Source organism: Micromonospora sp. WMMD956, assembly GCF_029626125.1.
In the GTDB taxonomy this organism is placed as follows: domain Bacteria; phylum Actinomycetota; class Actinomycetes; order Mycobacteriales; family Micromonosporaceae; genus Micromonospora; species Micromonospora carbonacea.
Window position 1 is genome coordinate 1,777,182 of sequence record NZ_JARUBI010000005.1, and the last position, 14,756, is coordinate 1,791,937.

The 14,756-nt window shown below is 69.8% G+C and carries 25 protein-coding genes; 1 reads left to right on the plus strand and 24 read right to left on the minus strand.

The genetic code is table 11. The features are described from left to right. Positions 1-128: 128 nt before the first annotated feature. Entirely contained in the window at positions 129-1,217 is a 1,089-nt protein-coding gene (locus O7628_RS08150; RefSeq protein WP_278129409.1) for a hypothetical protein, read from the plus strand. Between the two features lie 50 nt (positions 1,218-1,267). On the opposite strand, the gene truA is transcribed toward O7628_RS08150, so the two are convergent. From truA to rplP, 24 genes are all read right to left on the minus strand, one after another. Beyond that, positions 1,268-2,113, minus strand: a complete 846-nt coding sequence (gene truA / locus O7628_RS08155) for a tRNA pseudouridine(38-40) synthase TruA (RefSeq protein WP_278129410.1) — start codon at positions 2,111-2,113, stop codon at positions 1,268-1,270. A gap of 71 nt (positions 2,114-2,184) precedes the next feature. Continuing rightward, positions 2,185-2,751: a 50S ribosomal protein L17 gene (rplQ, locus tag O7628_RS08160; protein WP_278129411.1), complete on the minus strand. Its 567-nt coding sequence runs from the start codon at positions 2,749-2,751 to the stop codon at positions 2,185-2,187. Positions 2,752-2,785: 34 nt separating this feature from the next. Continuing rightward, a complete protein-coding gene (locus tag O7628_RS08165; protein WP_074472529.1) occupies positions 2,786-3,808 on the minus strand; it encodes a DNA-directed RNA polymerase subunit alpha in 1,023 nt (340 codons plus the stop codon). 98 nt (positions 3,809-3,906) lie between these two features. Then, a complete protein-coding gene (gene rpsD, locus O7628_RS08170) occupies positions 3,907-4,533 on the minus strand; it encodes a 30S ribosomal protein S4 (RefSeq protein WP_043965544.1) in 627 nt (208 codons plus the stop codon). Positions 4,534-4,547: 14 nt separating this feature from the next. Continuing rightward, positions 4,548-4,955, minus strand: a complete 408-nt coding sequence (gene rpsK, locus O7628_RS08175) for a 30S ribosomal protein S11 (RefSeq protein WP_007073011.1) — start codon at positions 4,953-4,955, stop codon at positions 4,548-4,550. An 18-nt stretch (positions 4,956-4,973) separates the two neighbouring features. Continuing rightward, a complete protein-coding gene (gene rpsM / locus O7628_RS08180) occupies positions 4,974-5,354 on the minus strand; it encodes a 30S ribosomal protein S13 (protein WP_043965541.1) in 381 nt (126 codons plus the stop codon). Between the two features lie 256 nt (positions 5,355-5,610). Next, positions 5,611-5,724, minus strand: coding sequence for a 50S ribosomal protein L36 (gene rpmJ, locus O7628_RS08185; protein WP_043965539.1), 114 nt, complete (start codon positions 5,722-5,724; stop codon positions 5,611-5,613). 96 nt (positions 5,725-5,820) lie between these two features. Next, on the minus strand, positions 5,821-6,042 hold the full coding sequence (gene infA, locus O7628_RS08190) for a translation initiation factor IF-1 (RefSeq protein ID WP_007073013.1): 222 nt from the start codon (positions 6,040-6,042) through the stop codon (positions 5,821-5,823). 287 nt (positions 6,043-6,329) lie between these two features. After that, a complete protein-coding gene (map, locus tag O7628_RS08195) occupies positions 6,330-7,181 on the minus strand; it encodes a type I methionyl aminopeptidase (protein WP_278129412.1) in 852 nt (283 codons plus the stop codon). A 133-nt stretch (positions 7,182-7,314) separates the two neighbouring features. After that, positions 7,315-7,968, minus strand: coding sequence for an adenylate kinase (locus O7628_RS08200; RefSeq protein WP_043965534.1), 654 nt, complete (start codon positions 7,966-7,968; stop codon positions 7,315-7,317). Next, positions 7,969-9,297, minus strand: a complete 1,329-nt coding sequence (gene secY / locus O7628_RS08205) for a preprotein translocase subunit SecY (RefSeq protein ID WP_074472527.1) — start codon at positions 9,295-9,297, stop codon at positions 7,969-7,971. A gap of 235 nt (positions 9,298-9,532) precedes the next feature. Next, a complete protein-coding gene (rplO, locus tag O7628_RS08210; protein WP_074472526.1) occupies positions 9,533-9,976 on the minus strand; it encodes a 50S ribosomal protein L15 in 444 nt (147 codons plus the stop codon). Beyond that, complete coding sequence (gene rpmD / locus O7628_RS08215) at positions 9,976-10,158, minus strand: 50S ribosomal protein L30 (RefSeq protein ID WP_043965530.1); 183 nt, start codon at positions 10,156-10,158, stop codon at positions 9,976-9,978. Before rpmD ends, rplO begins: the two co-directional genes overlap by 1 nt. Further along, complete coding sequence (gene rpsE / locus O7628_RS08220; protein ID WP_278129413.1) at positions 10,158-10,772, minus strand: 30S ribosomal protein S5; 615 nt, start codon at positions 10,770-10,772, stop codon at positions 10,158-10,160. The genes rpmD and rpsE overlap by 1 nt, the downstream gene beginning before the upstream one ends. Positions 10,773-10,805: 33 nt before the next feature. Further along, entirely contained in the window at positions 10,806-11,183 is a 378-nt protein-coding gene (rplR, locus tag O7628_RS08225) for a 50S ribosomal protein L18 (protein WP_176734116.1), read from the minus strand. 8 nt (positions 11,184-11,191) lie between these two features. After that, a complete protein-coding gene (gene rplF / locus O7628_RS08230; protein WP_043965528.1) occupies positions 11,192-11,734 on the minus strand; it encodes a 50S ribosomal protein L6 in 543 nt (180 codons plus the stop codon). A gap of 16 nt (positions 11,735-11,750) precedes the next feature. After that, positions 11,751-12,158, minus strand: coding sequence for a 30S ribosomal protein S8 (rpsH, locus tag O7628_RS08235; RefSeq protein WP_018784557.1), 408 nt, complete (start codon positions 12,156-12,158; stop codon positions 11,751-11,753). A 118-nt stretch (positions 12,159-12,276) separates the two neighbouring features. Next, positions 12,277-12,462 carry a type Z 30S ribosomal protein S14 gene (locus O7628_RS08240; RefSeq protein ID WP_007073023.1) on the minus strand — a complete coding sequence of 62 codons (186 nt, stop codon included), beginning with the start codon at positions 12,460-12,462 and terminating at the stop codon, positions 12,277-12,279. A 1-nt stretch (position 12,463) separates the two neighbouring features. Continuing rightward, on the minus strand, positions 12,464-13,033 hold the full coding sequence (gene rplE, locus O7628_RS08245; RefSeq protein ID WP_007073024.1) for a 50S ribosomal protein L5: 570 nt from the start codon (positions 13,031-13,033) through the stop codon (positions 12,464-12,466). Then, positions 13,033-13,353, minus strand: a complete 321-nt coding sequence (gene rplX, locus O7628_RS08250) for a 50S ribosomal protein L24 (protein WP_007073025.1) — start codon at positions 13,351-13,353, stop codon at positions 13,033-13,035. Before rplX ends, rplE begins: the two co-directional genes overlap by 1 nt. Next, the gene (gene rplN, locus O7628_RS08255; RefSeq protein ID WP_007073026.1) at positions 13,350-13,718 is read right to left on the minus strand and encodes a 50S ribosomal protein L14; all 369 of its coding nucleotides are present in this window, start codon (positions 13,716-13,718) and stop codon (positions 13,350-13,352) included. Before rplN ends, rplX begins: the two co-directional genes overlap by 4 nt. Positions 13,719-13,815: 97 nt before the next feature. Then, positions 13,816-14,097 (minus strand): 30S ribosomal protein S17, encoded by a 282-nt coding sequence (gene rpsQ / locus O7628_RS08260; protein WP_178066442.1) that lies wholly within the window; start codon positions 14,095-14,097, stop codon positions 13,816-13,818. Beyond that, a complete protein-coding gene (gene rpmC, locus O7628_RS08265; RefSeq protein WP_007073028.1) occupies positions 14,094-14,330 on the minus strand; it encodes a 50S ribosomal protein L29 in 237 nt (78 codons plus the stop codon). Before rpmC ends, rpsQ begins: the two co-directional genes overlap by 4 nt. After that, on the minus strand, positions 14,330-14,755 hold the full coding sequence (gene rplP / locus O7628_RS08270) for a 50S ribosomal protein L16 (RefSeq protein WP_043965519.1): 426 nt from the start codon (positions 14,753-14,755) through the stop codon (positions 14,330-14,332). Before rplP ends, rpmC begins: the two co-directional genes overlap by 1 nt. Position 14,756: the final 1 nt, after the last annotated feature.

Here is a 14,756-nt window from a genome sequence, read left to right on the forward strand (position 1 = left end):
GTCCGCCGGGCGGGGTCTCGGGCGGCGTGTGGGGCGCGGCCGGCGTGCCCACCGGCGGCGGCCGGCGGACCTGCCACAGTTTCCGGGTATTACCCCCTAAAGGGACAATAGCCCCTAGTCTGGGTCGCATGGTGTATCGGTACGAGTCCGATGAGGACGCTTTCGAGGGGCACCCCGGGTCGGGGTCGGACCTGTCGGTGGCCTGGAACCGCCCGCCCGCCCGTACCGGGCCCGCGCCGTCCCGCTTCCCGACGCCGTCGCTGCCCCGGACCAGCCGGATCGCGCTGCCCGCGGCCGCCCCGCCCCCGCCCCCGGCGGCGGCCTACCCGCCGCCCCCGGCCGCGCACCGACCCGCCCCGCCGGCCGGCGGGTACGCCACCACGCAACCGCTGCACCTGCCCCGGTCCCGGCGCGCCCGGGACAACGGCCGCCACGGCGCCCGGCTCTGGCAGGTGGTGTTCGGCGGGGCGGCGGTCCTGGCGCTGTTCGCCCTCTGCGGGCTCGGCGGTGCCGCGCTGCTGGCCGACCGGGCCACCGACCCCCAGGTCGCGCCGAGCCCGCCGGCCGCCGCCGCCCCGTCGCCGTCCGCGACCGAACGGCAGGACATCGACTCCCGGGACACCGACTCCGCTCCCCTGACGGTCAAGGAGGTCTTCCCCGGCCGGCAGGTCACGGTCGACGACGGCGCGGAGCCGTACCAGGTGCTCAAGACCCAGTCCAGCGGAAGCTGCGCGCTCGCCGCCAGCGGCGAGGTGGCGGACCTGCTCGCCACGCTCGGCTGCAACCAGGTGGTCCGGGCGAGCCTGCGCTCCCCCGACGGGGAGCACCTGCTCACCGCCGGGCTGTTCAACCTCACCGACAAGGCCACCGCACAGCGCGTCCGGGACCGGCTGCGGCAACTGCTCGACGATCGGGAGGGCCGCTTCCGTGGCCTGCCGGCCGGGGACGACACCGAGGCGCTGACCGAGGCCCCGGCCCGGGTCGGCTGGCAGGTACGCGGCCACTACCTCGCGTACTGCCTCGTGGTCCGCGCCGACGGCGAGCCGGTGAAGGCCGCCGACCCGGCGGTACGCGAGATCCTCTTCGACCTGATCGAGACGCACCTCACCAAGGGGGTGCTGGAGCGCCGGGCCACCGGCGGCAGCGCCGAGCAGCCGACGGCCACCCCCAGCGAGAGCGACAACGACAGCGACGAGAACGACAGCGAGAACGACTGAAACGACAGCGAGAACGACTGAGGCGACGGCGGGAACGGCCGGGGCGGCTCTCAGCCCTCGACGGCGAGCCCGCCCGTGGGGACGCGGAGCCGGCGGGTCGCCTCGGCGCGGCGGGCGTACTCGGCCGGGTCCTCGGGATAGCCGACGGCGACCAGCGTGAGCCCGTGCGCCGGGGCCACCGTCACCTCGCTGGACCGCTCCCGCCGGGTCAGCAGGCTGCCCGGCCACTGCACCGGACGCCGCCCGTCCCCCGCCACCAGCATCGCCCCGACCAGGCTGCGCACCATCGCCTGACAGAACGCGTCGGCCTGGACGGTGGCGACCAGCAGCCCGTCGGGGTCGCGCCGCCAGTCCAGCCGGGTCACCTCGCGCAGGGTGGTGGCGTGCTCCTTGCGCCGGCAGTACGCGGCGAAGTCGTGCTCCCCCACCAGCCCCGCCGCGGCGGCGTTGAGCAGGTCGAGGTCGAGCGGCCTCGGCCAGGCCAGCACCTCGTGCCGGCGCAGCGGCTCGGCCCCGAACGGCGCGTCGGTCACCCGGTACTCGTAGCGCCGGTAGGTCGCCGAGAACCGGGCGTCGAAGTCCGCCGGCACCGGCGTCATCGCCCGCACCCGCACGTCGGTGGGGAGCAGCCGGGCCAGCCGGCGCAGCAGCCGTCCCTCGTGCTCACGCCACACGGCGGCCGGCAGGTCGAGGTGGCAAACCTGACCGGTGGCGTGCACCCCGGCGTCGGTCCGCCCGGCCACGGTCAGCCCCGTCGCCACGCCCGCGCCGAGGACCAGGTCCAGGGTCTCGGCGAGCACCCCGGCCACCGTCCGCCGGGTCGGCTGGGCCGCCCAGCCGGAGAAACCCGTCCCGTCGTACGCGACCGACAGCCGCAGCCGGACCCGCTCGTCCACCTCGTACCTCCTCACGGGTCGGGCCCGGCACCCCAGGAAGGGATGCCGGGCCCGACGGTGCTGCCGTTTGCTCAGGCCTTGTTCTCGGTGCCCTCGGCGGCCTCGTCGCTGTCCTCGCGGGCGGCGGCGGTGTCACCGGACGCCGACACCGGCGCCTCGGAGTCCTGGTCGGCCTGGGCCGACGCCGGGGTCTCCTCGGCCGGGGCGAGCGCCTCGACCTTGTCCTGCTGCGCGGCCTTGCGGGCGGCGGTCTTCTTGTTCGCCTTCGGCTCGGCGGCCTGGAGCTCCTCGACCAGCTCGATGATCGCCATCGGGGCGTTGTCGCCCTTGCGCGGGCCGGTCTTCACGATCCGGGTGTAGCCACCCGGACGGTTGGCGTACCGGGGCGCGATCTGGTCGAACAGGGAGTAGACCACGTCCTTGTCCTTGACGACGCCCAGCACCCGCCGACGGGAGGCGAGGTCGCCCCGCTTGGCCTTGGTGATGAGCTGCTCGGCCAGCGGACGCAGCCGCCGGGCCTTCGTCTCGGTGGTCTTGATCTTGCCGTGCTGGAACAGCGCGGTGGCCAGGTTGGCCAGCATCAGCCGCTCGTGCGCGGGGCTGCCGCCGAGGCGGGGGCCCTTGGTGGGCGTGGGCATGCTTGGTGCTCCTCAGGTGTGGCGGCAGCGCGGACTAGAGCTGCTCGGTCTCGCGGTAGTCGTCGGTGTCGTAGTCGGCCTCGCCGAAGGTGTCCACGACGTGCGCCGGGTCGAAGTTCGGGGCCGAGTCCTTCAGCCCCAGACCCATCCCGGCGAGCTTCATCTTGACCTCGTCGATCGACTTCTGGCCGAAGTTGCGGATGTCGAGGAGGTCGGCCTCGGTGCGCCCGATCAGCTCACCGACGGAGTTGATGCCCTCGCGCTTGAGGCAGTTGTAGGAGCGGACGGTCAGGTCCAGCTCCTCGATCGGCAGGGCCAGGTCCGCCGCGAGCTGCGCGTCCTGCGGGGACGGCCCGATGTCGATGCCCTCGGCGGTCTCGTCCAGCTCCCGGGCCAGCCCGAAGAGCTCCACCAGCGTCGAACCGGCGGAGGCCAGCGCGGTGCGCGGGCCCATCGACGGCTTGGTCTCGACGTCGATGATCAGCCGGTCGAAGTCGGTCCGCTGCTCGACCCGGGTCGCCTCGACGCGGTACGTCACCTTCAGCACCGGCGAGTAGATCGAGTCGACCGGGATCCGGCCGATCTCGGCGCCGGCCTGCTTGTTCTGCGCCGCCGTCACGTAGCCGCGACCCCGCTCGACGGTCAGCTCCATGTCGAGCCGGCCCTTGCCGTTGAGGGTGGCGAGCTTCAGGTCCGGGTTGTGCACCGAGACGCCGGCCGGGGGCTGGATGTCGCCCGCCGTCACGTCGCCCGGGCCCTGCTTGCGCAGGTACATGCTGACCGGCTCGTCGTGCTCGGAGCTGACGCACAGCTCCTTGATGTTCATGACGAGCTCGACCACGTCCTCCTTGACGCCGGGGATCGTGGTGAACTCGTGCAGCACGCCGTCGATCTTGATGGAGGTGACCGCCGCACCCGGGATCGACGACAGCAGCGTGCGCCGCAGCGAGTTGCCCAGGGTGTAGCCGAAGCCCGGCTCCAGCGGCTCGATGGTGAACCGGGAGCGGGTCTCGTTGATCGACTCTTCGGACAGAGACGGTCGCTGGCTGATGAGCATGTCTTCTCTTCTCTTCCGGGACGCCCGCTATTTGACGTCCGCGACACAAACCGTTCCGGTGGCCCGCCCCGCAGGGCGGACCACCGCAACGAGCCCGACTACTTGGAGTAGAGCTCGACGATCAGCTGCTCCTGGACCTGGGTGTCGATCACCTGGCGGGCCGGGAGCGAGTGCACGAGCACCTTCATCTGGCTCGGGATGGCCTCCAGCCACGCCGGAACCGTCTTGGAGCCGGCCTCGGCCTGCGCCACGATGAACGGGGTGAGCTCCTTGCTCTTGCCCCGGACCTCGATGATGTCGTGCTCCTTGACGCGGTACGACGGGATGTCGACCTTCTTGCCGTTCACGGTGAAGTGACCGTGCTTGACCAGCTGGCGGGCCATGTCCCGGGACTTGGCGTAGCCAGCCCGGTAGACCACGTTGTCCAGCCGCGACTCGAGGATCTGCAGGAGGACCTCGCCGGTCTTGGCCTGCTTGGCCACGGCCTCCTCGTAGTAACCGCGGAACTGCTTCTCCAGCACGCCGTAGACGCGGCGGGCCTTCTGCTTCTCACGGAGCTGGAGCAGGTACTCCGTCTCCTTCGTGCGGCCGCGGCCGTGCTGCCCGGGCGGGAACGGCCGGGACTCGAACGGGCACTTCGGGCCATCGCACTTGCTGCCCTTGAGGAACAGCTTCATCTTCTCCCGCCGGCAACGGCGGCAGTCAGCACCGGTGTAACGAGCCATCTCTCTCTAACCTCTCAGACCCGGCGGCGCTTCGGCGGACGGCACCCGTTGTGCGGCTGCGGGGTCACGTCGGAAATCTGACCGACCTCCAGCCCGACGGCCTGCAGCGAACGGATGGCGGTCTCCCGGCCGGAGCCGGGGCCCTTGACGAACACGTCGACCTTGCGCATGCCGTGCTCCATCGCCCGGCGCGCGGCGGCCTCGGCGGCCAGCTGCGCGGCGAACGGGGTCGACTTGCGGGAGCCCTTGAAGCCCACCTGGCCGGCCGAGGCCCAGGAGATGACCGCACCGGTCGGGTCCGTGATGGACACGATGGTGTTGTTGAAGGTGCTCTTGATGTGCGCCTGCCCGTGGGCGACGTTCTTGCGTTCCTTGCGCCGGACCTTCTTGACGGCGGCTCCGGCACGAGCCTTCGGTGGCATAAGTCTGTGCGCTCCTAATTACTTCTTGCCGGGCTTCTTCTTGCCGGCGACGGTCCGCTTCGGGCCCTTGCGGGTGCGGGCGTTGGTCCGCGTCCGCTGGCCACGCACCGGGAGACCACGGCGGTGGCGGATACCGGCGTAGCAGCCGATCTCGACCTTGCGGCGGATGTCAGCGGCGACCTCGCGGCGCAGGTCGCCTTCAACCTTGTAGTTGCCCTCGATGTGGTCGCGGAGCTGGACCAGCTCCTCGTCCGTGAGGTCCCGAGCGCGCTTGTCCGGCGAGATACCGGTCGCGGCCAGCGTCTCCAGGGCACGGGTGCGGCCGACCCCGAAGATGTAGGTGAGCGCGATCTCCATCCGCTTCTCGCGGGGGAGGTCCACGCCGACTAGACGAGCCATGTGCGGGCGTACTCCTTGTGGTTTCCTGGCGGAGGTCTGCACCCGCCCCACCCCGCTCCGGTCGTCCGACCGGCGCCGTGGCGCCGGGAGGAACGACCGCTGCCCGAGCGGGCCCCGGCCTCCGACCGGGGGTCAACCACGCAGGGGTACGCGATGCGCACCGCTCGCGGCTGGGACGAGCTGATGATGTGTTGGCTGGATCTGCGACGCCGGGACCGGACCGACCGGCCGTGGACTCACGGTCGGTCGGGCTGGATCAGCCCTGGCGCTGCTTGTGGCGCGGGTCGCTACAGATGACCATGACCCGGCCGTGCCGGCGGATGACCCGGCACTTGTTGCAGATCCTCTTGACGCTCGGCTTGACCTTCACGGTTGCCTTACTTCCCATCTGGCCCGGAGGCGCGACGACGCGCGACGCCGGACGTCGAGGACGGACACGGGGACTACCCGGCCGTCGTCAGGTCGCTTACTTGTAGCGGTAGACGATGCGCCCGCGGGTCAGGTCGTACGGCGAGAGTTCGACGACGACGCGGTCCTCCGGCAGGATGCGGATGTAGTGCTGCCGCATCTTGCCACTGATGTGAGCCAGCACCTTGTGACCGTTCGCGAGCTCCACCCGGAACATGGCGTTCGGCAGGGGCTCGATGACCCGACCCTCGATCTCGATGGCTCCGTCTTTTTTCGGCATGTCCTCCGCTGTCCTGACGTCGGTTACTCCGGACGGCCCACAACGTCTTACACGGGCCCCGACGGTGATCGGGTGCCCGCGCCAGCCGCGGCTCCGGCCCCACCGAAGCGCAGGGTGGGCATGCCGGAGTGGACGCTGTGCGCCGATCAGAAAGTGTACGCCCGCCTGCGCGCCGCCGCCAAACCGGCCACCCGCCAGGTCACCCGGCCGGGTTACTTCCCGCCCCGCCCGGGGCAGGGAGTGACCGGGGTCACCCCTGCTCGCCGACCGGAGGGGCCACCCGACGGTCAGATCGCCGGCGAGTCGGCGGGCTGGCGGGCGGTCACGAGGTCGCCCAGGCGCGCCCGGCCGCCGTCGAACGCGGTGAGCACCCAGACCCCGTCCGGGAGCAGCGCCATCGAGTGCTCGACGTGCACCGCCATCGACCCGTCCCGGGTGACCACGGTCCAGCCGTCGGCCAGCTCCACCGTCCGGGGCGAGCCCATCGTGATCATCGGCTCGATGGCCAGCGCCAGGCCCGGCACCAGCCGGGGGCCCTTGCCGGGCCGGCCGTGGTTGAGCACGTGCGGGTCCTGGTGCATCTCGGTGCCGATGCCGTGCCCGCCGTACCCGTCGACGATGCCGTACCGGCCGCCCCGGCGGACCGCGTTCTCCACCGCGTGCGAGATGTCGGTGAGCCGGCCCCGGCCGCTGGCCGCCCCGCGCGCCGCCGCGGCGATCCCGGCCCACATCGCGTCCTCGGCCACCGCGGCCATCTTCAGCAGCGCCGGGTCCACCTCCCCCACGCCAACCGTGATCGCCGCGTCGCCGTGCCAGCCATCCAGCACCGCGCCGCAGTCGATCGAGATCAGGTCACCCTCGCGGAGCACCTGGGCCGGCGACGGGATCGCATGCACCACCTGCCCGTTGACCGACGAGCAGATCGAGGCCGGGAAGCCGTGGTAGCCCTTGAACGACGGGACGGCCCCCGCCTCCCGGATGGTCGACTCGGCGATCGCGTCCAGGTCGGCGGTGCTGACCCCGGGGGCCACCGCCTCCCGCATCCGACGCAGCGCCTCGGCCACCACGAGGCCGGCGGCGCGCATCTTCTCGATCTGGTCGGGGGTCTTCAGCTGGATGTCCAGCTGGGGACGACGCATGGGGCCGTTACCTTTCGTCGCGCGGAGCAGCGGGGCACGTCGCACGTACCCCGCTGTTCGCACTCTATCCGCCGGGACCCCGGCGTCCGCCAGTCGCCGGACGACCTTCCGTCAGCCGCAGCGCGGCCGTTCGTCAGCCGCCGTACGAGCGCAGGGCGTCGATGGCGCGGACGGTGACGTCCTCCACCGGGCCGGTGGCGTCGATGCCCACCAGCTTGCCCTGGGCGCCGTAGTAGTCGACCAGCGGCGCGGTCTTGTCGGCGTACTCGCGCAGCCGGGCGGCGATCGTCTCGGGCTTGTCGTCGTCGCGCTGGAACAGCTCGGCGCCGCAGCGGTCGCAGATGCCGTCCCGGGTCGTCGCGTCGAACTCGACGTGCCAGATCTTGCCGCAGCCCCGGCAGGTGCGCCGGCCCGACAGCCGCCGGATCACCTCGTCGTCGTCGACGACCAGCTCCAGCACCAGGTCCAGCGCGGTGCCCAGGTCGGCGAGGAGCTTGTCCAGCGCGGCGGCCTGCGGCGTGGTGCGCGGGAAGCCGTCGAGCAGGAAGCCCTCCGAGGCGTCCGGCTCGGCGAGCCGGTCCCGGACCATGTTGATGGTCACCTCGTCCGGAACCAGCTTGCCCGCGTCCATGTAGCGCTTCGCCTCGACACCCAACGGCGTGCCCTGCGAGACGTTCGCCCGGAAGATGTCACCGGTCGAGATCTTCGGCACCGAGAGGTGAGCGGCGATGAACTCCGCCTGTGTGCCCTTGCCCGCGCCCGGCGGGCCAACCAGAACGAGTCGCATCTACCGCAGGAACCCTTCGTAGTTCCGCTGCATGAGTTGGCTCTCGATCTGCTTCACGGTCTCCAGACCGACGCCGACCATGATGAGCACAGCGGTGCCGCCGAACGGGAAGTTCTGGAACTGCTCGCTGTTCAGCCAGATGAAGAAGAAGTTCGGCAGGATCGAGACGATGCCCAGGTAGAGAGCGCCCGGCAGAGTGATCCGGCTGAGGATGAAGTCGAGGTAGTCGGCGGTCGGCTTGCCGGGGCGGATGCCCGGCACGAAGCCGCCGTACTTCTTCATGTTGTCCGCGACCTCGGTCGGGTTGAACGTGATCGACACGTAGAAGTACGTGAAGAAGATGATCAGCAGGAAGTAGATCGCGATGTGCAGCGGGCTCGACGGGTCGACCACGTTGTTCTGGATCCAGGCCTGGGTCTTGCCCGGGTTCGTCTGGTCGAAGAACTGGAGCGCCAGCTGCGGCAGGTAGAGCAGCGAGGAGCCGAAGATGACCGGGATGACGCCCGCCTGGTTGACCTTCAGCGGGATGTAGGTCGAGGTGCCGCCGTACATCCGCCGGCCGATCATCCGCTTGGCGTACTGCACCGGGATCCGCCGCTGCGCCTGCTCGATGAAGGTGACCGCGGTGATGACCACCAGGACCAGCGCCAGCACCAGGAAGAACTTCCACCAGCCCTGCTGGGTCTTGATCCGCCAGCCCTCGCTGGGGAGGCGGGCCGCGATCGAGGTGAAGATCAGCACGGACATGCCGTTGCCGACGCCCCGGTCGGTGATCAGCTCGCCGAGCCACATCACCACGCCGGTGCCGGCGGTCATCGTCATGACCAGGATCGTCAGCGTCAGCCAGTCCGGGATGCCGGTGCCCTCGGGCACGATCGGGAACTGGTCGCACTGGTTGTTGAAGAGCTGCCCGGACCGGGCCAGCGCCACGAACGCCGACGACTGGAGGATGCCCAGGCCCAGCGTCAGGTAGCGGGTGTACTGGGTGATCTTCGCCTGGCCGGCCTGCCCCTCCTTGCGGAGCTGCTCCAGCCGCGGGATGACCACGGTGAGCAGTTGCAGGATGATCGACGCTGTGATGTAGGGCATGATGCCCAGCGCGAAGACCGAGAGCTGCAGCAGCGCCCCGCCGGAGAAGAGGTCCAGCAGGTTCAGCACCCCGGTGTTCGCGCTGCCGATGGTGTCGAGGCACTTCTGGACGTTGCCGTACGAGACACCAGGGCTGGGCAGGGTGGCGCCGAGCCGGTAGACCGCGATGATGCCTACCGTGAACAGCAGCTTCTTGCGCAGGTCAGGCGTACGGAACGCACTGAGAAAGGCGGACAGCAACTTCTTCCTCCTGCGCGAGGCGGGCCGCCGGTGGTGGTCCCTGGCGGATCGGGGTGGGTGCCGGGCGAGCGCCCGATATCCATAGCTGGGATGGGAGCCTAACAGCCCCGTCCCGGTCCGGGCAGGTGTGCCCGGCTACATAAATCGAATCCGATATTACCCGGTGGTGACGCCCGGGGTAGACCGAGGCGCCCGCCCAGTCACGAAGAACTGAGCGGGCGCCACGGACACAGCCTTACAGCTCGGTGACCGAGCCACCGGCGGCGGTGATCTTCTCCTTGGCCGACGCGCTGAACGCCTGCGCCGACACCTGGAGGGACACGCCGTTGAGGTCGCCGGTGCCGAGCACCTTGACCGGGTGGCCCTTGCGGACCGCGCCGGCCTCGACCAGCTCCTGCGGGCCGACCTGGCCGCCGTTCGGGAACAGCTCGGCGAGCCTGTCCAGGTTGACCACCTGGAAGACCACCTTGAACTTGTTCTTGAAGCCCTTCATCTTCGGCAGGCGCATGTGGATGGGCATCTGCCCACCCTCGAACGCCGCCGAGATGTTCTTGCGGGCCTTGGAACCCTTGGTACCGCGACCGGCGGTCTTGCCCTTGGAGCCCTCACCGCGACCCACGCGGGTCTTCGCGGTCTTGGCACCGGGCGCCGGGCGCAGGTGGTGGACCTTGATCGTCATTACTCGACCTCCTCGACCTTCACGAGGTGGTTGACCGCGAAGATCATGCCCCGGATCTCGGGACGGTCCTCCTTGACCACCACGTCGTTGATCCGCTTCAGGCCGAGCGAACGCAGCGACTCACGCTGGTTGCGCTTGGCACCGATCTCGGACCGGAGCTGGGTGACCTTCAGGCGAGCCATCAGGACGCCACCCCCGCCCGCGACGCGAGCATCGCGGCCGGCGCGACGTCCTCGACCGGCAGGCCACGACGGGTCGCGACGGCCTCCGGGGACTCCAGCCCCTTCAGCGCCGCCACCGTGGCGTGCACGATGTTGATCGGGTTGGACGAGCCGAGGCTCTTGGAGAGCACGTCGTGGATGCCCGCGCACTCCAGCACGGCACGCACCGGGCCACCGGCGATGACGCCCGTACCGGCGGAGGCCGGCTTGAGCAGCACCACACCGGCGGCGGCCTCACCCGTCACCGGGTGCGGGATCGAGGAAGCGATCCGCGGCACCTTGAAGAAGTGCTTCTTGGCCTCCTCGACACCCTTGGCGATCGCCGCGGGCACCTCCTTGGCCTTTCCGTAGCCCACACCGACGGTGCCGTCGCCGTCGCCGACGATCACCAGGGCGGTGAAGCTGAAGCGACGACCACCCTTCACGACCTTGGCGACGCGGTTGATCGCGACGACCCGCTCGAGGTGCGGGGTCTTCTCGACGGGCGCGTTTCCGCGGCCGCCCTCACGGCGGTTGTCGCGGCGACCACCCTCGTTGCCACCGGACCCGCCGCCACGGCGCTGTTGACCTGGCATCAGCAGCCTTCCTTATCTCTCGTGACGGGGTTTCTAGAACTCGAGCCCGGCTTCGCGGGCGGCGTCGGCAAGCGCGGCGACCCGCCCCGCGTACCGGTTGCCACCGCGGTCGAAGACGACCTTCGAGACGCCGGCGGCCTTGGCCCGCTCGGCGAGCAGGGCGCCGACCTTGCCGGCCAGGGCGCTCTTGTCGCCCTCGGTGCCGCGCACCGACGCGTCGAGGGTCGAGGCCGACGCCAGGGTGTGACCCTTGGTGTCGTCGACGACCTGCGCGACGATGTGCCGCAGCGACCGGGTGACGACCAGGCGGGGACGCTCGGGGGTGCCGCTGACGTTCTTGCGGACCCGGAAGTGTCGACGCGCACGGCCGACGGCGCGCTTGGCGGCGACGCCGCGGCGACGCTTGAGCAGCGTGGCGCTCACTTCTTACCTGCCTTTCCGGCCTTACGACGAATGACCTCGCCCTGGTACTTCACGCCCTTGCCCTTGTAGGGCTCCGGCGGGCGGATCTTCCGGATGTTGGCGGCGACCTCGCCGACGAGCTGCTTGTCGATGCCGGCCACGTGGAACACGGTCGGCTTCTCCACCGTGAAGGTGATGCCGTCCGGCGCGGGGACCAGCACCGGGTGCGAGAACCCGAGCGCGAACTCCAGGTCCTTGCCCTTGGCCGTGACCCGGTAACCGGTGCCGGCGATCTCCAGACTCTTGCGGTGGCCCTCGGTCACGCCGACGATCATGTTGGCGATCAGGGTCCGGCTCAGGCCGTGCAGTTCCTTGGCCTTGCGCTCGTCGTTCGGCCGGTTGACCTGGAGCTGGCCGTCCTCGGCCCGCTCCGCGGTGATCGGCTCGGCGAGCACGTGCGTGAGCTCGCCCTTCGGGCCCTTGACCTTGACGGCCTGGCCGTCGATCGTGATGTCGACGCCGGCAGGCACCGGGATCGACTTACGTCCAATACGCGACATTTCTACCTGTCTCCCGTTACCAGACGAAGGCGAGGACTTCCCCGCCAACGCTCCGCTTGCGGGCCTGCCGGTCGGTGAGCAGCCCCTGGGACGTCGAAATGATCGCCACGCCCAGCCCGCCGAGCACCCGCGGGAGCCCGTCCGACTTGGCGTACACCCGGAGACCGGGCTTGGACACGCGCTTGATGCCGGCCAGGCTCCGCTCGCGGTTCTGGCCGTACTTCAGCTCGACGACCAGTCGCTTGCCGACGGCGCCCTCCTCGGGCTCCTCGACCGACCAGGTGGCGATGTAGCCCTCGGACTTCAGGACCTCGGCGATGTTCGCCTTGATCTTGGAGTAGGGCATCGTCACCCGGTCGTGGTACGCCTGGTTGGCGTTACGCAGACGCGTGAGCATGTCTGCGATCGGGTCGGTCATCGTCATGGATTTCGTCAGCCTTTCTCGCCGGGGTTCCCGGGGCGGTCAGCCCCGGGCCTACGGCGAAGAGCAATACATGATCGGTGCAAGGGGGCCCCGGCCGGCAGCCGGGGCGCGGTCGCCCTTACCAGGAAGCCTTGGACACGCCCGGCAGCTCACCGCGGTGGGCCATCTCCCGGATGCAGACCCGGCAGAGACCGAACTTGCGGTAGACCGCCTTGGGACGCCCGCACCGCTGGCAGCGGGTGTACGCGCGAACCGAGAACTTCGGCTTCGCGGCCGCCTTGAGGATCAGCGCCTTCTTGGCCATCTCAGTTCTCCTTGAACGGGAAGCCCAGGAGCTTGAGCAGCGCCCGGCCCTCGTCGTCGGTCGTGGCGGTCGTGACCACCGTGATGTCCATGCCCCGCTGGCGATCGATCTTGTCCTGGTCGATCTCGTGGAACACCGACTGCTCGGTCAGGCCGAACGTGTAGTTGCCGTGCCCGTCGAGCTTGCGCCCGTCCAGCCCGCGGAAGTCGCGGATACGCGGCAGCGCGATGGAGAGCAGGCGGTCCAGGAACTCCCACATCCGGTCGCCGCGGAGTGTGACCTTCGCGCCGATCGGCATGCCCTCGCGGAGCTTGAACTGCGCGATGGACTTGGTCGCCCGCCGCACCTGCGGCTTCTGGCCGGTGATGGTGGCCAGGTCCCGGACGGCGCCGTCGATCAGCTTGGCGTCCCGGGCGGCCTCGCCGACACCCATGTTCACGACGATCTTGACCAGCCGCGGCACCTGCATGGGGTTGCCGTAGCTGTGCTGCTCCTGCAGCTTGGCCACGATCTCGTTGCGGTACCGCTCCTTGAGGCGCGGCATGGTCTTGGTTTCGGTAGCCGTGGTCATCACAGGTCCTTACCGGTGCTACGCGCGATGCGGACCTTCTGGCCGTTGTCGTCGATGCGGTATCCGACGCGGGTCGGGTTCCCGTCGGAGTCCACGACCATCACGTTGGAGACGTGGATCGGGGCTTCCTGGGTGACGATGCCGCCGGTCTTGGCGCCACGCTGGGTGGTGCTGATGCGGGTGTGCTTCTTGACCCGGTTCACGCCCTCGACCAGGACCTTGTCCTGCCGCGGGTAGGCCGCGATGACCTTGCCCTTGGCGCCCTTGTCCTTGCCGGCGATGACGACGACCGTGTCGCCCTTCTTGACCTTCACGGTCACAACACCTCCGGCGCGAGGGAAATGATCTTCATGAACCGCTTGTCCCGCAGCTCCCGACCCACCGGGCCGAAGATGCGGGTACCGCGCGGGTCCCCGCCGTCCTTGATGATGACGGCGGCGTTCTCGTCGAAGCGGATGTACGAGCCGTCCGGCCGCCGCTTCTCCTTGGCGGTGCGAACGACGACGGCCTTGACGACGTCGCCCTTCTTCACACCGGCACCCGGGATCGCGTCCTTGACCGTGGCCACGATGACGTCGCCGATGCTCGCGTAGCGCCGACCGGAGCCACCGAGAACCCGGATGCACAGGATCTCCCGGGCACCCGTGTTGTCGGCGACGCGCAGTCGCGACTCCTGCTGAATCACGTCTATCTCCTATGTCTGCCGGTTCTCCGGCCGCCTGCCGCGGCCGGAGCCTGGCGGAACCTGCGCCCGGCTGACGCCGGGCGAGCTCGAGCCTTCGCTACTTGGCCTTTTCCAGGATCTCCACGAGCCGCCACCGCTTGGTGGCGGACAGCGGCCGGGTCTCCATGATCAGGACCCGGTCGCCGATGCCGGCGGCGTTCTGCTCGTCGTGCACCTTCAGCTTGCTGGTACGGCGCATGATCTTGCCGTACAGCGCGTGCTTGACCCGGTCCTCGACCTCGACGACGACGGTCTTGTCCATCTTGTCGCTGACCACGAGGCCCTCGCGCACCTTACGGCGGGCCCGCGCGGCGGCGGTGGTGGCGGTGTTCTCACTCATGACGCAGTCACCTCAGTCGGCGCGGCCGAGAGACCCAGCTCGCGCTCACGCATGATCGTGTAGATCCGGGCGATCTCCCGACGGATGACCTGCAACCGCCGGTTGTTGTCCAGCTGACCGGTTGCGGCCTGCACGCGGAGGTTGAACAGCTCCGCCTTGGCCTCGCGCAGCTTCGTGACCAGCTCCTCCTCGGAGAGCTCACGCAGCTCGGAGGCCTTAACGCCCGCTGCCATCAGGATTCACCCACTTCGCGCGTAACAATGCGGCACTTCATCGGGAGCTTGTGGATCGCGCGACGCATCGCCTCTCGCGCGATCTGCTCGTTGGGGAAGGACATCTCGAACAGGATCCGCCCCGGCTTGACGTTCGCGACCCACCACTCGGGCGAGCCCTTGCCGGAACCCATCCGGGTCTCGGCCGGCTTCTTGGTCAGGGCCTGGTCCGGGAAGATCGAGATCCAGACCTTGCCGCCACGCTTGATGTGACGGGTCATCGCGATACGCGCCGACTCGATCTGCCGGTTCGTCACGTACGCCGGCTCGAGAGCCTGGATCCCGAACTCGCCGAACACCACGCGGTTGCCACCCTTGGACGCGCCGTGGCGGTCCGGGTGGTGCGGCTTGCGGAAGCCCTTCGGGGGCTTGCGCGGCATCAGCATC

Excerpts from the sequence above, each read along its gene's own strand:
- map (WP_278129412.1), bottom strand. The coding sequence starts at position 7,181 with ATGCGTCGTCCCCAGCTGGACATCCAGCTGAAGACCCCCGACCAGATC.
- rplO (WP_074472526.1), bottom strand. The coding sequence starts at position 9,976 with ATGACGATCAAGGTCCACCACCTGCGCCCGGCGCCCGGTGCCAAGACC.
- rpmD (WP_043965530.1), bottom strand. The coding sequence starts at position 10,158 with ATGGCTCGCCTGAAGGTCACCCAGCTCCGGTCCGAGATCGGTGCCAAG.
- rplF (WP_043965528.1), bottom strand. The coding sequence starts at position 11,734 with ATGTCGCGTATTGGACGTAAGTCGATCCCGGTGCCTGCCGGCGTCGAC.
- rplP (WP_043965519.1), bottom strand. The coding sequence starts at position 14,755 with ATGCTGATGCCGCGCAAGCCCCCGAAGGGCTTCCGCAAGCCGCACCAC.
- O7628_RS08200 (WP_043965534.1), bottom strand. The coding sequence starts at position 7,968 with ATGCGACTCGTTCTGGTTGGCCCGCCGGGCGCGGGCAAGGGCACACAG.
- rpsE (WP_278129413.1), bottom strand. The coding sequence starts at position 10,772 with ATGCCAGGTCAACAGCGCCGTGGCGGCGGGTCCGGTGGCAACGAGGGT.
- rpsK (WP_007073011.1), bottom strand. The coding sequence starts at position 4,955 with ATGCCACCGAAGGCTCGTGCCGGAGCCGCCGTCAAGAAGGTCCGGCGC.
- O7628_RS08165 (WP_074472529.1), bottom strand. The coding sequence starts at position 3,808 with ATGCTCATCAGCCAGCGACCGTCTCTGTCCGAAGAGTCGATCAACGAG.
- O7628_RS08150 (WP_278129409.1), top strand. The coding sequence starts at position 129 with ATGGTGTATCGGTACGAGTCCGATGAGGACGCTTTCGAGGGGCACCCC.
- O7628_RS08240 (WP_007073023.1), bottom strand. The coding sequence starts at position 12,462 with ATGGCCAAGAAGGCGCTGATCCTCAAGGCGGCCGCGAAGCCGAAGTTC.
- rplE (WP_007073024.1), bottom strand. The coding sequence starts at position 13,033 with ATGACCACGGCTACCGAAACCAAGACCATGCCGCGCCTCAAGGAGCGG.
- rpsD (WP_043965544.1), bottom strand. The coding sequence starts at position 4,533 with ATGGCTCGTTACACCGGTGCTGACTGCCGCCGTTGCCGGCGGGAGAAG.
- infA (WP_007073013.1), bottom strand. The coding sequence starts at position 6,042 with ATGCCGAAAAAAGACGGAGCCATCGAGATCGAGGGTCGGGTCATCGAG.
- rpsH (WP_018784557.1), bottom strand. The coding sequence starts at position 12,158 with ATGACGATGACCGACCCGATCGCAGACATGCTCACGCGTCTGCGTAAC.
- rpsM (WP_043965541.1), bottom strand. The coding sequence starts at position 5,354 with ATGGCTCGTCTAGTCGGCGTGGACCTCCCCCGCGAGAAGCGGATGGAG.
- rplQ (WP_278129411.1), bottom strand. The coding sequence starts at position 2,751 with ATGCCCACGCCCACCAAGGGCCCCCGCCTCGGCGGCAGCCCCGCGCAC.
- rpmC (WP_007073028.1), bottom strand. The coding sequence starts at position 14,330 with ATGGCAGCGGGCGTTAAGGCCTCCGAGCTGCGTGAGCTCTCCGAGGAG.
- rpsQ (WP_178066442.1), bottom strand. The coding sequence starts at position 14,097 with ATGAGTGAGAACACCGCCACCACCGCCGCCGCGCGGGCCCGCCGTAAG.